Origin of the sequence: Limnobacter sp. (assembly GCF_964228395.1) — a bacterium.
Taxonomy (GTDB): Bacteria; Pseudomonadota; Gammaproteobacteria; order Burkholderiales; family Burkholderiaceae_B; genus Limnobacter.
Map to the genome: position 1 here is coordinate 21,085 of NZ_CAXQZX010000051.1, position 12,010 is coordinate 33,094.

12 protein-coding genes are annotated in these 12,010 nt (G+C 56.0%); 11 read left to right on the forward strand and 1 reads right to left on the reverse strand.

Annotation, left to right across the window (positions count from 1 at the left end):
- The first annotated feature begins 138 nt into the window (after positions 1–138).
- From ACEQU8_RS03965 to ACEQU8_RS03985, 5 genes are all read left to right on the forward strand, one after another.
- Positions 139–579 (forward strand): hypothetical protein, encoded by a 441-nt coding sequence (locus tag ACEQU8_RS03965; RefSeq protein WP_370261636.1) that lies wholly within the window; start codon positions 139–141, stop codon positions 577–579.
- Positions 576–1,745, forward strand: coding sequence for a hydroxymethylglutaryl-CoA reductase (locus ACEQU8_RS03970; RefSeq protein WP_370261637.1), 1,170 nt, complete (start codon positions 576–578; stop codon positions 1,743–1,745). Before ACEQU8_RS03965 ends, ACEQU8_RS03970 begins: the two co-directional genes overlap by 4 nt.
- Before the next feature lie 125 nt (positions 1,746–1,870).
- Positions 1,871–2,275, forward strand: coding sequence for a hypothetical protein (locus ACEQU8_RS03975; protein WP_370261638.1), 405 nt, complete (start codon positions 1,871–1,873; stop codon positions 2,273–2,275).
- Positions 2,276–2,585: 310 nt separating this feature from the next.
- On the forward strand, positions 2,586–3,743 hold the full coding sequence (locus ACEQU8_RS03980; RefSeq protein WP_370261640.1) for a YbfB/YjiJ family MFS transporter: 1,158 nt from the start codon (positions 2,586–2,588) through the stop codon (positions 3,741–3,743).
- A gap of 2 nt (positions 3,744–3,745) precedes the next feature.
- Positions 3,746–5,176: a PLP-dependent aminotransferase family protein gene (locus ACEQU8_RS03985; protein WP_370261641.1), complete on the forward strand. Its 1,431-nt coding sequence runs from the start codon at positions 3,746–3,748 to the stop codon at positions 5,174–5,176.
- On the opposite strand, the gene ACEQU8_RS03990 is transcribed toward ACEQU8_RS03985, so the two are convergent.
- Positions 5,162–6,721 (reverse strand): GNAT family N-acetyltransferase, encoded by a 1,560-nt coding sequence (locus ACEQU8_RS03990; RefSeq protein WP_370261642.1) that lies wholly within the window; start codon positions 6,719–6,721, stop codon positions 5,162–5,164. The genes ACEQU8_RS03985 and ACEQU8_RS03990 overlap by 15 nt on opposite strands.
- 111 nt (positions 6,722–6,832) lie before the next feature.
- Between ACEQU8_RS03990 and ACEQU8_RS03995 the strand changes: the two genes are divergently transcribed.
- The 6 genes from ACEQU8_RS03995 to ACEQU8_RS04020 all read left to right on the forward strand — a co-directional run.
- Positions 6,833–7,279 carry an Lrp/AsnC family transcriptional regulator gene (locus ACEQU8_RS03995; RefSeq protein ID WP_370261644.1) on the forward strand — a complete coding sequence of 149 codons (447 nt, stop codon included), beginning with the start codon at positions 6,833–6,835 and terminating at the stop codon, positions 7,277–7,279.
- A 367-nt stretch (positions 7,280–7,646) separates the two neighbouring features.
- Entirely contained in the window at positions 7,647–8,738 is a 1,092-nt protein-coding gene (locus ACEQU8_RS04000; RefSeq protein ID WP_370261645.1) for a TRAP transporter substrate-binding protein, read from the forward strand.
- Between the two features lie 12 nt (positions 8,739–8,750).
- Positions 8,751–9,257 (forward strand): TRAP transporter small permease subunit, encoded by a 507-nt coding sequence (locus ACEQU8_RS04005; RefSeq protein ID WP_370261646.1) that lies wholly within the window; start codon positions 8,751–8,753, stop codon positions 9,255–9,257.
- A complete protein-coding gene (locus tag ACEQU8_RS04010) occupies positions 9,254–10,579 on the forward strand; it encodes a TRAP transporter large permease subunit (RefSeq protein WP_370261647.1) in 1,326 nt (441 codons plus the stop codon). The genes ACEQU8_RS04005 and ACEQU8_RS04010 overlap by 4 nt, the downstream gene beginning before the upstream one ends.
- A gap of 18 nt (positions 10,580–10,597) precedes the next feature.
- On the forward strand, positions 10,598–11,434 hold the full coding sequence (locus ACEQU8_RS04015; RefSeq protein ID WP_370261649.1) for a sulfite exporter TauE/SafE family protein: 837 nt from the start codon (positions 10,598–10,600) through the stop codon (positions 11,432–11,434).
- 20 nt (positions 11,435–11,454) lie between these two features.
- Positions 11,455–12,010, forward strand: a 556-nt coding sequence (locus tag ACEQU8_RS04020; protein WP_370261650.1) for a gamma-glutamyltransferase, incomplete at its 3' end; no start/stop codon positions are given.

Sequence of the window (12,010 nt, forward strand, 5' to 3'; positions counted from 1 at the left end):
GGATTGTAGCCCAGCCACGCCAGAAGCCCGGGAAAGAATTGCTGAGGCGTGTTTAACCCGCAACAGCGAGTTTCTTGGTACGCTGTGGGAAATGGCATGGCACATGCCAACACTACAACCACCACGGGGAGACACCACATGGGCTTGAGCACCAAAGGCAGTGCTGTATTACGCAACTTGAAAACCGCCGCAAAGGCCAAGGCCAACAGCTTGCCCACGGCGCCTTTGCTACACGTCATGGCCGACCAGGTGAACCAGTTGGAGCATGGCATCAAGAGCCGCGTGGACGGCTTGCAAGACAAAGTTAAAAGCCTGCAGACCAACTTGACGAAAATTTACCAGGCCAACACCGAGCTGGAAGCAGAAAACAACGCCTTGACCAGGCAACTGGTGGCGCTGGAAAAAGAAAACACGGCCATGGGCGTGGCCTTGGAGCGCAGTGAAATGGAGCGAAGCCTGCTGGAAGCCAAGCTTGAAAACATACGCACCTTGATTGCCAGCCTGGATGACCCCACCCCCGCCCGGCGCGGGCGCGCTGCAGGCAAAAGTGCCAAAGCCAGCAAGGGCAAGCGCGCATGAGCCGCCAGCCAATTCCCCGGTTTGAAGACAACTACACCGAAGAAGCCGCACAAGCCAGGCGTGATTTTTTGTTGCAACAAACCGGCGCAGCCTTAAGCCACACCGGCCACTACAGCTTGAAAGCCAGTGATGTACGCAACAACACCGAAAACTTTGTGGGTGTGGTGCAAATGCCGGTGGGCGTTGCGGGGCCGGTGTTGGTGCACGGCGAGCATGCACAAGGGTGGTTTTATGTGCCTTTGGCCACCACCGAGGGCACCTTGGTGGCCAGCTACAGCCGAGGCATGCGCATAGTCAGTGAGTCTGGCGGGGTAAAAGTGACGGTGGCCGATGACCAAATGCAACGGGCCCCGGTTTTTGAGTTTGAGGACGCCCGGGCTGCCGCACGTTTCGTGGCATGGCTGCAGCAAAGCAATGGCGATATTCAACGCGAGGCGGAGCAAACCACACGCCATGGCAAGCTGCTGCACATACAGCACTGGCAGGTGGCTCGCATGGTTTACACCCGGTTTAATTTTTACACCGCCGACGCAGCAGGCCAAAACATGAGCGGCAAAGCCACCCGGGCTGCCTGCCAATGGATACTGAAACACAGCCCCGAGGCAGTCACTTACTTTGCATTGAGCGGTGCCGTTGAAACCGACAAAAAACATTCGCACATGAACCTGGTGCACAGCCGGGGCAAGCGCGTGATTGCAGAAACCACGCTAAAACGAGAGGTGTTGCAACGCTTGGCCCGAACCACGCCAGAGACCATGTTCAAACAACGCCAGCGCAGCGCTGTGGGTGCTCAACTGGCGGGCAGCGCATACAGCGGCCCACATTCGGCCAACGGCATTGCCGCTTTGTTTATTGCCACCGGGCAAGACGAGGCCAATGTGGTGGAAAGCCATGCGGGTTTTGTATTCATGGACATCACGCCTGAAGGTGATCTGTATTTTTCGGTCACCCTGCCATCGGTGATTTGTGGCACCAAAGGCGGCGGCACCGGTTTGCCCACCCAGCAAGAATGCTTGAAGCTTCTACAATGCGATGGGGAAGGCAAGGCAAAAAAGCTGGCCGAGATTGTAGGGGCCACGGTGTTGGCGGGGGATGTGTCTTTGTTGTCGGCCATTTTGGCCGATGAATGGGTGTCCTCACACGATGCCTACGGGCGTAACCGTTAAGGCGTGTTGTTTTAACGCGCGAATTCAACTTGTGATTTTTACACCCTCCGTTTGAAGGGTCTACTCACCGGTTGTCCCGTAATCTGGGTATGTGCTTGGCAAGCGTTGCGGCATACCATGCTTGCATGAACACGATCCACATCATTGAAGACGACCCCCTGCAAGCGGAGCTTCTGGTTGACCATTTGTCGGCCAGCTTCCCGGCCATGTCGTTTGCGGTGTCGTCCAGCCTTGCGCACTTTGCGGCCAACCAACAGGCCTATGATGTGTTGATCTCTGATCTCAGCCTGCCAGACTCCCCTTCCACCAACACAGCCGAGTTTTTATTGGGATTGCCCCGGCGCAACACGGTGGTGTGTTTTAGCAGTGACCAGCCCGTGGGCGAAGACCTGGCCAAAGCGTCGGGCAACCGCATTCAGTATTTCAACAAAGGCCAAGGCACAGCGCATGTGATCCACTTTATTGAAACACTGCTACAGGCTGAGCACCAGGCTGTAGGCAAAAAAGCCCAGCACAGCCACGGCCATTAAACCATTGAACACCCGCAGCCTGACCGGGGACTGAACAAAGCCGCGCAGTTGTACCCCCAACACCAGCCAAGCCCCAACGCAAAACACCCCCACCCCACACATCACGATTGCTGTGCCTGGCAAATACGGCTAGCTCGTACCAGTGTTGCATGTGGACTCCTCTTGGATTGGGCTTTGAATTCATTGGGTTCCACTTTAAAAAACTTTGCTTAATCAGAACAGATTCAGGATAATTAATTTTATTGCAGTACAGATAAATTGAATTTGTTTCTGTACTGCTTTACATGAATCGAATCTGTATGGGCATTACATGACACTTCAACGATGGCAAGCCATAGCGGCTGGTATTTCTTCGCTCATCCTTACCGTGGGGCTGGCGAGGTTTTCTTACACACCGCTGTTACCCATCATGCGGCAGCAGGCGGATCTGTCTGCCTTTGACGGCGGGTGGCTGGCCACCGTGAATTACATGGGCTACATCACCGGGGCGTTGTTGGCCTCCACGCTGGGCAATCTGGAATGGAAGTACATCATGTACCGCGTGGGCCTGGTGGTGGCAGTGTTAAGCACGGCGGGTATGGGCATGACCACCGATGTCAGTGCCTGGGTGGTTTTACGATTTGTGTCAGGCGTGTCCAGCACTGCGGGTATGCTGCTTGCATCGGGGCTCATCATGAATTGGTTGGCACGCAGGGGCTTAAAAACAGAACTGGGCCTGCACTTTGCCGGGGCCGGGATGGGGCTGGTTCTTTCTGGCCTGGCCGTGATGGCCATGGTGGACCACCTGCAATGGGATCAACAGTGGTGGGCACTGGGCGCCTTGGGCGTTTTGTTTTTTGTACCTGCATGGGTGTGGATGCCCAAACCAGCCAAGGCGGGAACCCCGCAAGCTTTTGTAGACCCGGTGCCTCCACCCAGCTCACGCTGGATGCGGCTGATGCTTGGCGCGTATTTTTGCGCAGGCTTTGGTTACGTGATTAGTGCCACTTTTGTAGTGGCCATTGCAGAATCACTGCCCGAGCTTAAAGGCCAAGGTCCCTGGGTGTGGGTGGTGGTTGGTTTGGCCGCCATTCCTTCCACTTTTGTATGGGATCGGGTGGCCCGCCTCACTGGCGTATTCGAAGCCCTGGTGGCAGCCTACCTCCTGCAAATTATTTCTATCGTGATGGCAGCACTGCTGGATGGCTACTGGGCCAATATGTGCAGTGCTGTGCTGTTTGGCGGTACGTTCGCTGGCATTGTGAACCTCACCTTGAGCATCGCCGGGCGCAAGTTTCCAATCAACCCCAGCAAAGCCATGGCACGCATGACACTCAGCTACGGCGTGTCGCAAATTGCAGCACCTGCCTTGGCAGGCCTGATTGCCGAGAAGACCGGCAGCTACCGCGGCTCCCTTTACCTGGCCGCTGGCCTGATGGTGGCTGGGGTGTACATGGTGTGGTTGCTTAAAAACGAAAGCGAGGCTTGAACATGCAAGCCGAGGCACGCAAATACGAGCAACTGGCGCTCACCCTTCAGGGCATGATTGAAAAAGGTCAGTTTTTGGCCGGGCATAAACTGCCCTCTATACGAAAACTCTCGGAACAATGGGGGTTTTCAATTGATACCGTGCAAAAAGCCCTGCATTTGCTTGAGGACCGGGGCTATGTGCAGCCCGTGGCCAAGTCGGGTAATTTTGTACAACTGCCAGCGGGGCAGCAGGCCAATGCTTGCTCACAAGCGCCCAATTCACTGGCCCTGGACCCTCCGATTAGCCCGGACATGTCTGATCACATCAGCCTGCTGCTGAACAGTTGCATGCGAGGCGATGTGGCGCCATTTGGCGTTGCGTTCCCTGCCCCAGCGTTGCTGCCAATTGCCAGCCTGCGACGAAGTTTTTCCACTGTGAACCGCAAGCAACCCAACCTGTTGGCACAAGACAGCCATGTGCAGCCCAACCAGGCGGCATTGGTTCTGCAATTGCAGCGGCGCTTTGAAACCATGGGCATGCGCCTTCGCAAAGACGAACTGCTGGTGACCGACGGATGCACCGAAGCCTTAAGCCTGGCACTGCACGCCTTGACCAAACGAAACCATGTGGTGGCGGTGGAATCGCCGGGCTATTATCTGCTTCTGCAATTGATCGAGGCCATGGGGCTGCGCGCACTTGAAATACCCAGCAGCCCCGAAACGGGCATGTCGCTGGAAGCCCTGGAAATTGCAGTGAAAAAAACAAAAATTGCTGCGTGTATTGTGTGCCCCACGGCCAGCAACCCGACGGGGTCGGTGATGCCCGATGCCAATCGCAAGCGGCTCTTGGAGTTGGCAGAAAAATACGACTTTCCGATTGTGGAAGACAATGTGTACGCCGACTTGTACTTTGAGCGCTTTCGACCCAAACCACTGAAGTCGTTTCGGCAAAGCGACCGGGTGATCATGTGTGGTTCGTTTTCCAAGTCACTGAGCCCAGCCCTGCGCCTTGGCTATGTGGCGGGTGGACGTTACGCCCCAGCACTGTTGGCCCACAAACGCATTTTGAGTGGATCCACCAATCCGCTCACCCAAATGGCAGTGGCACACTACCTGGATAAAGGCTCGTTTGAACGCCACCTGTGCACGCTTAGGCAGCACTTCGAAACGCAAGTGATGGCCATGAGCGCCTTGGTGTTAAAACACTTCCCAGAAGGCACCCGCGTGTCACAACCCAAAGGAGGTTTTGTGCTGTGGGTGGAGTTGCCCGCCCACAACGATACGGCCCATGTGTTTCAAAAAGCCATTCTGAAAAAAACCGCATTCATGCCGGGGCATGTGTTCTCGGCCAGTGGTTTGTACAAAAACTGCCTTCGCATTAACTGCGGCCACCCGGTCAATGAAGACACCGCAGTGGCCGTGGCCCGCTTGGGTGGTTTATTCGTCGCCTAACCACACCACTTTGTAGAGGTCGCGTCGACGATCCAGGAAGTTTCGCACCGAGCCTTCGTTCTTCAAGGTTTGGAGCTTGTCGAGGTCCACATCCACAATCAGGGTCATCTCGGTGTTGGGTGTGGTTTCGGCCATGATGGCATCGTGCGGGAACGAAAAATCCGAGGGCGAGAACACCGCGGTTTGGCCATATTGAATGTCCACGTTGTCCACCTTGGGCAAATTGCCAAAGCTGCCAGAGATGGCCACATAGCATTCGTTTTCAATGGCGCGGGCCTGGGCACAACGGCGCACGCGCAAGTAACCGTTTTTGGTGTCGGTCCAGAATGGCACCAGCAAAATTTGCATGTCCTTGTCGGACAAAATTCGGGACAGCTCGGGGAATTCTGAGTCGTAGCAAATCAGGATGCCGATCTTTCCAAAGTCGGTGTCGAACACTTTCAGCTGATTGCCACCTTCCATCAGCCACTCGCGCTTCTCGTGGGGCGTGGGGTGAATTTTGTATTGGCAATCCACGGTGCCGTCGCGACGGCACAAGTAAGCCACGTTGTACAACACCCCGTTTTCCATCACCGGCATGGAACCGGCCACCACGTTGATGTTGTAGCTCACAGCCAGGCGGCTCATCTCGTCCCGAATTTGATCGGTATAACCAGCCAGGTGGCGAATGGCCTCCAGGGAATTGCCATTGCCCGCAAGGCCCATCAGTGGGGCGTTAAAAAATTCTGGAAACAGGGCCACATCGCAGCGGTAATCTGAAAGGGCGTTGATGAAATACTCAGCCTGCTTGACCACATCTTCCACGCTGTGGAATTCGCGCATTTGCCACTGCACACACCCCAGGCGGGCGGTGGTTTTGGGTCCACCAAACAGCATGGGCTTGCGCGGCTCAAAGTAAATGTTGAACCACTCCAGCAAAGTGGCATAGCCTTGGGACTCTTTGTCCTCGGGCAGGTAGCCCTTTAGCACCTGCTTGACCTCGAAGTCATTGCTTAACTGGAAGGTCAGGATGGGGTCGTAGAGGTCTTTGCGTTTAACCGCAGCGATGTACTGCTGCGGCGACATGGTGGCCATGTGGTCTTTGTAACCCGGAATGCGACCGCCGGCCATGATTGCGCGAAGGTTGAGGTTTTTGCACAGCTCTTTGCGGGCCTCGTACAGACGGCGCCCCAAGCGCATGTCACGGTACTCGGGGTCGGCAAACACATCAATGCCGTACAGCACGTCGCCTTTGGGGTCGTGCGTGGTGGCATACACATTGCCGGTAATTTCCATGTAGGTGTGCTTGTCGCCAAACTTGTCGTAGTCCACCACCACGGCAAAAGCAGCTGCAACCACCTTGCCATCGTCTTCAATACAAATTTGCCCCTCGGGGAATGTTTTTAAAATGGAGCGAAATTTCGCCTCGGGCAAGGCACCCCCCGCGCTGTGGTACACCACTTCCATGATGCGCTTGATGTCGGGGTAATCGGACAGGCGCAGGTTGCGCAGGGTCAGCTTGTGCTCGGTGTGTTCTTGCTCGTTGCGATCTACTTCGTTGCTCATGGGCAAACTCCCGTTTTAATTTTTTTAACCCTTTTATTAAAACACACCTTTGCAAATGCCCTGCCGGGTACAAGTTTTGCTGCACCCTGCGCAGTTGAACAAGGAAGCACCATGAACGAACTGGACGCCGCCCTGCTGGGCCTGTTGATTAAAGACTGCAGAATGTCGTATGCCGACATTGCCCGCGAGCTTGGCATATCGCGAGCGCACGCCCGGGCGCGGGTTCAAGCCCTGCAAGAAGAAGGCACCATTGAACAATTTACCGCCGTGGTGAATCCAGAAAAGTTGGGCAAAGTAACCTCCACCTTTGTGGACTTGAAGGTGAAAAGCCATGTGATTGAGGAAGTGGCTGCACAATTGGCCGCCCAGCCCGAGGTGGCGAGCTTGTACATCATGTCAGACCTGCAAAGCCTGCACATTCACACCCTGACCGACACACAAGAGAGCTTCCTGGCCTTTGCACAAACCCACCTGTTTGGCCGCGAGCACATTATTTCGGTGGAGTGCAAAAACCTCTTGAAACGGGTGAAGCACCGCCGCGGTGGCGCACGCCTGTGAAGCAATGGGTCCAGCCCCACGATGGTGCAACGCCACATTTTCAGTGCATGAATACATTTGACACCAAACCGGGCCATTCGCTGTTCATTTGAAAACAGGGGCAAACCATGACCCGACGCATGGCAACAAATGCTCTTCAAAAGTAAACCCATACTTTACAAATGGAAACCAGCGGTGCAAACCCCTGCCTCATTGTGGTGTGCACACCCCCAGCCCCTAGGGTTTACCCTTGAAATTGTTTATTCAATAAAATCAATAGTTTATTAATTTTTAAGGCTGGCACACATCCTGCAAAAAGAGGCCTATGCCAACCATGTCAAACATGCATTGGCCCACTTTCATTTGTTTTGCAGCAGGAGTCATCAACATGAGCAATTTGGATCGTCGTCAATTTTTGCGGGGCGCTGCCGCAGCCACCGCAGGTGGAGTAGCACTGGGCACCTCGGGTGTTGCAAACGCACAATCGGGTCGCTTCACCATGAAAATGACCAACGCCTACAACCCAGGCTCGCCCTTTTATGTGACCGGCCCCGGTAGCCCCACCGATTTTTGCAAGAAAGTAGACACCATGTCTGGCGGGCGTTTGAAGATTCAACACTTTGCCGCAGGCGAGTTGATTCCAGCCCTGGAGGGCTTTGATGCCGTGCAAGCCGGTACCGTGGAAATGAATGCAGCCAACGCCTATTTTTGGGCGGGCAAAGTGCCAGCCGCACAGTTTTTTACCACCGTGCCCTTTGGCATGAACACCCAAGGCATGATGGCCTGGCTGTACCACGGTGACGGCATGAAGCTGTGGCAAGAGGTATACGCTCCGTTTGGCTTGGTGGCCATGCCCATGGGCAACACAGGCGTACAAATGTCGGGGTGGTTCCGCAAACCCATCGAGAGCGTCAAAGACTTTGATGGTCTTAAAATGCGCATCCCTGGCCTGGCTGGCAAGGTATACAGCCAACTGGGCGTGAATGTGCGCTTGTTGCCCGGTGGCGAAATTTTCCCGGCGCTTGAACGCGGTGTGATTGACGCTGCTGAGTTTGTGGGCCCCTTCCAGGACCGCCGTTTGGGCCTGCACAAAGCGGCCAAGTTTTACTACACCACCGGCTGGCACGAGCCCACCAATGTGACTGAATTGCTGATCAACAAAAAGGCATGGGACAAACTGCCCAAAGACCTGCAAATGATGGTGCAAATGGCCGCACAAGCCTGCGTGATGGACAGCCTGGCATGGTCAGAATCGGTGAACGCCGAGGCGCTGGAAGACCTGGTGAAGAACCAGGGTGTGAAGGCCCAGCCCCTGCCAGCCGACGTGGTCAAGCGCTTGAAAGAGGCCACCATGGACACCTTGCAAACCGTGGCCAACAGCGACCCGCTGGCCAAGAAGGTGTACGCCTCGTTCACATCCTTCCGCGACAAGCATGCTTCGTGGGCAGCCTTGAGCGAAAAACCATTCCTTAATTTGTAAGCAGTATTCATCATGAAGCAAGCCATCCAAGCACTCGAGTGGATTGTCGAGGGGCTCGGAGGGCTTGCACGCTTGTGCGTGCTTGCCCTCGTGTTGCTCGTTGCCACCAACGTGATTCTTCGTTATTTCTTTTCCATCGGCCCGGTTGCCCTGCAAGAGTTGGAATGGCACCTGGTGTCACCCATCGCCTTGTTTGGCCTGGCCTATGCCATGAAGCACAAGGCCGATGTTCGCGTGGACTTTATTTACGACAAATTCGGGCCTCTGGGCCGCGGATACATTGATGTGGTTGCTGCCCTGCTCACGTTTGCAGTGGCCGCTTACATCGCCTGGCTGGCGGTGCCCTATGTGCTGCAGGCCTACGACATCATGGAAGGCTCGCCTGACCCCGGTGGCCTGCCCTACCGATACATGCTCAAAGCTTTCATCCCCTTGGGGTTTGCGCTGCTGATGGCGCAAGCCCTGGCCAACCTGCTTCACGCGATTGTACAAATTCAAACCGCGAGGGCTGCATCATGATGGGCAACGAATGGATTGTGCTGGGCATGATTGCAGGCTTTCTGGGCCTGATGCTAATTGGTATACCCGTGGCCATTGCACTGGCCGTTTCGGGCTTTGTGGCTGGGTACCTGGGTTTTGGCCCCATGCTGTTTAACCTGATGCCTGCGCGTTTGTATGGCGTAGTAAGCAACTACACACTGCTTGCCATCCCGCTGTTTGTCTTCATGGGTGTGATGCTTGAAAAAAGCCGCGTGGCCGAGGACATGCTCGACACCATTGGCAAAGCCATGGGCGGTCTGAAAGGCGGCATGGGCCTGGCCATTGTGTTGGTGGGTGTGCTGATGGGCGCCTCCACAGGCATTGTGGGTGCGACCGTGGTCACGGTGGGTTTGCTGACCCTGCCCACCCTGATGCGGCGTGGCTATGCCCCCAGTGTGGCGTGCGGCACCATCTGTGCATCGGGCACACTGGGGCAAATTATCCCGCCCAGCCTGGTGCTTATTTTGCTCTCGGACATCATGGGCGAATCGGTGGGCACTTTGTTTGCCGCAGCGCTTATTCCTGGCCTGGCTTTGGCGGGTATTTATGCGGCCTACATCATTCTGTTGGGCATGGCCAAACCAGAATTGATGCCCGCCATTCCCGCAAATGAACGCGCGCTCATCGACCGCGCTGAGCTGCGCCGCAAATTGCTCAAAGACGTGTTGCCCCCGGTGTTGTTGGTGGTGGCCGTGCTGGGTTCGATTGTGGGTGGGGTGGCTGCACCCACTGAAGCCGCCTCCATGGGTGCGCTGGGTGCCATTTTGATTGCAGCGGGTTTTGGGCGACTCAATTGGCGCCTCATGAAAGAAAGCATGCACGGCACGCTGACCATCACCGCCATGGTGTTCTTCATTTTGCTGTGCGCCCAGCCTTTTGCATTGTCTTTCCGTGGACTGGGCGGTGAAGACATGGTGCATGCCCTGTTTGAATGGGTGCCCGGTGGTGAATTGGGGGCCATCTTGTTCCTGATGCTGCTGCTGTTTGTGCTGGGTTTCTTCCTGGAGTGGATTGAAATTTCTTACATCGCTTTGCCCATGTTCTTGCCTGTGTTCATGAACTATGGCACCGACATGGTGTGGCTGGCCATTTTGATTGCCATGAACCTGCAAATGTCGTTTTTAACGCCACCATTTGGCTGGGCTTTGTTTTTTCTCAAAGGCGTGGCACCGCCGGGTGTCACCACACGCGACATTTATGTGGGCGTGCTTCCTTTTGTGGTGTTGCAGGCGGTGGCTGTGGCGCTGATCTTTTTCTTCCCGGGCATTGCCACCTGGCTGCCCAAGGCGATTGGCTGGTAACCGGGGCAAGGAGTATTCATGGAGTTGTTGAACGATTACTCCCTGCCTTGGCTGGCAGGGCTGGTGGCGGCGCTCGCCGCCACGGGGATTGTGGCAGGCTTGTTGGCAGGCCTGCTGGGTGTGGGCGGTGGCATCGTGATTGTGCCTGTGCTGTACCACCTGTTCACATTGTTGGGCGTGGATGAGGCCATCAAAATGCATGTGGCCGTGGGTACATCGCTGGCCACCATCATTCCCACCTCGTTTATTTCGGCCAAGGCGCACCGCTCAAAAGGCAATTTAGACGAGCCGCTTTTTAAAAGCCTGGTGCTGCCCCTGTTTGTTGGAGTACTTATTGGCACGGCGGCCAGCGGCTATGTAACCGGGGACGGCTTGGCCATTGTGTTTGGCAGCATTGCCCTGCTGGTGGCCGCCAACATGGTGTTGCGCAGCAACGCCAAGCCAGTGGCGCAAACCTTGCCCGGCAGCCCATGGCGGCAGGGCATTGGCACTTTCATTGGAGGCTTTTCTACCCTGATGGGCATCGGCGGAGGCACCTTGAGCGTGCCCATATTGAACGGCTTTAATGTGCCCATGCACCGCGCAGTGGGCACGGCGGCGGCCATCGGTATGGTGATCAGCATCCCAGGGGCAATCGGGTTTTTACTCAATGGCCTGAATGCAGAAAACACGCCACCATTGACCATCGGTTATATCAACCTGATTGGATTTGCACTGATTGTGCCCGCCACCATGTGGATGGCGCCGATTGGCGCCAACATGGCCAGCGCCACCACCGCCAAGCGGCTAAAGCTGGCCTTCGCCTTGTTTTTGGCAATCACCGCGGTGCGCATGCTGTATGGCGCACTCAGTTAAAAATTAGGAGTACAAGCACAATGATTCACACCAAACGCGCGCTGGGCGGCGTATTTGTAGCGCCCCACCACTTGGCGGCACAGGCCGGGCGAGATGTTTTAAAAGAAGGCGGCAACGCAGCCGAAGCCATGATTGCAGCGGCCGCCACCATTGCCGTGGTGTACCCGCACATGAACTCGATTGGGGGGGACGGCTTTTGGTTACTGAGTGAACCGGGACAAGCGCCCATCGGCATTGATGCTTGCGGCAAAGCAGCGGCCAAGGCCACGCGCAGCTTTTATACCGAGCAAGGGTTTGATGCCATACCGAACCGAGGCCCCTTGGCCGCACTCACCGCCGCGGGCACTGTGGGTGGCTGGAGCAAGGCGCTCGACATTGCACAACGCTGGGGAGGCCGCCTGCCCACCACTCGCCTGATGGACAACGCGGTGACCCACGCCCGCGAAGGCGTGGTGGTGAGCAGCAGCCAGGCCCGCTTAAGCAAGGTTAAATTTGACGAATTGGCCCATGTGCCAGGCTTTGCCGAGCACATGCTGATTGACCAGCGCGCGCCACTGGAAGGCGAGGTGATTCGCC

What these genes read in the sequence shown, in the direction of transcription:
- ACEQU8_RS03965 (WP_370261636.1), top strand. Translation starts at nt 139, where the DNA reads ATGGGCTTGAGCACCAAAGGCAGTGCTGTATTACGCAACTTGAAAACC.
- ACEQU8_RS04005 (WP_370261646.1), top strand. Translation starts at nt 8,751, where the DNA reads ATGAAGCAAGCCATCCAAGCACTCGAGTGGATTGTCGAGGGGCTCGGA.
- ACEQU8_RS04010 (WP_370261647.1), top strand. Translation starts at nt 9,254, where the DNA reads ATGATGGGCAACGAATGGATTGTGCTGGGCATGATTGCAGGCTTTCTG.
- ACEQU8_RS04000 (WP_370261645.1), top strand. Translation starts at nt 7,647, where the DNA reads ATGAGCAATTTGGATCGTCGTCAATTTTTGCGGGGCGCTGCCGCAGCC.
- ACEQU8_RS03990 (WP_370261642.1), bottom strand. Translation starts at nt 6,721, where the DNA reads ATGAGCAACGAAGTAGATCGCAACGAGCAAGAACACACCGAGCACAAG.
- ACEQU8_RS03975 (WP_370261638.1), top strand. Translation starts at nt 1,871, where the DNA reads ATGAACACGATCCACATCATTGAAGACGACCCCCTGCAAGCGGAGCTT.
- ACEQU8_RS03985 (WP_370261641.1), top strand. Translation starts at nt 3,746, where the DNA reads ATGCAAGCCGAGGCACGCAAATACGAGCAACTGGCGCTCACCCTTCAG.
- ACEQU8_RS04015 (WP_370261649.1), top strand. Translation starts at nt 10,598, where the DNA reads ATGGAGTTGTTGAACGATTACTCCCTGCCTTGGCTGGCAGGGCTGGTG.
- ACEQU8_RS03970 (WP_370261637.1), top strand. Translation starts at nt 576, where the DNA reads ATGAGCCGCCAGCCAATTCCCCGGTTTGAAGACAACTACACCGAAGAA.
- ACEQU8_RS03980 (WP_370261640.1), top strand. Translation starts at nt 2,586, where the DNA reads ATGACACTTCAACGATGGCAAGCCATAGCGGCTGGTATTTCTTCGCTC.
- ACEQU8_RS03995 (WP_370261644.1), top strand. Translation starts at nt 6,833, where the DNA reads ATGAACGAACTGGACGCCGCCCTGCTGGGCCTGTTGATTAAAGACTGC.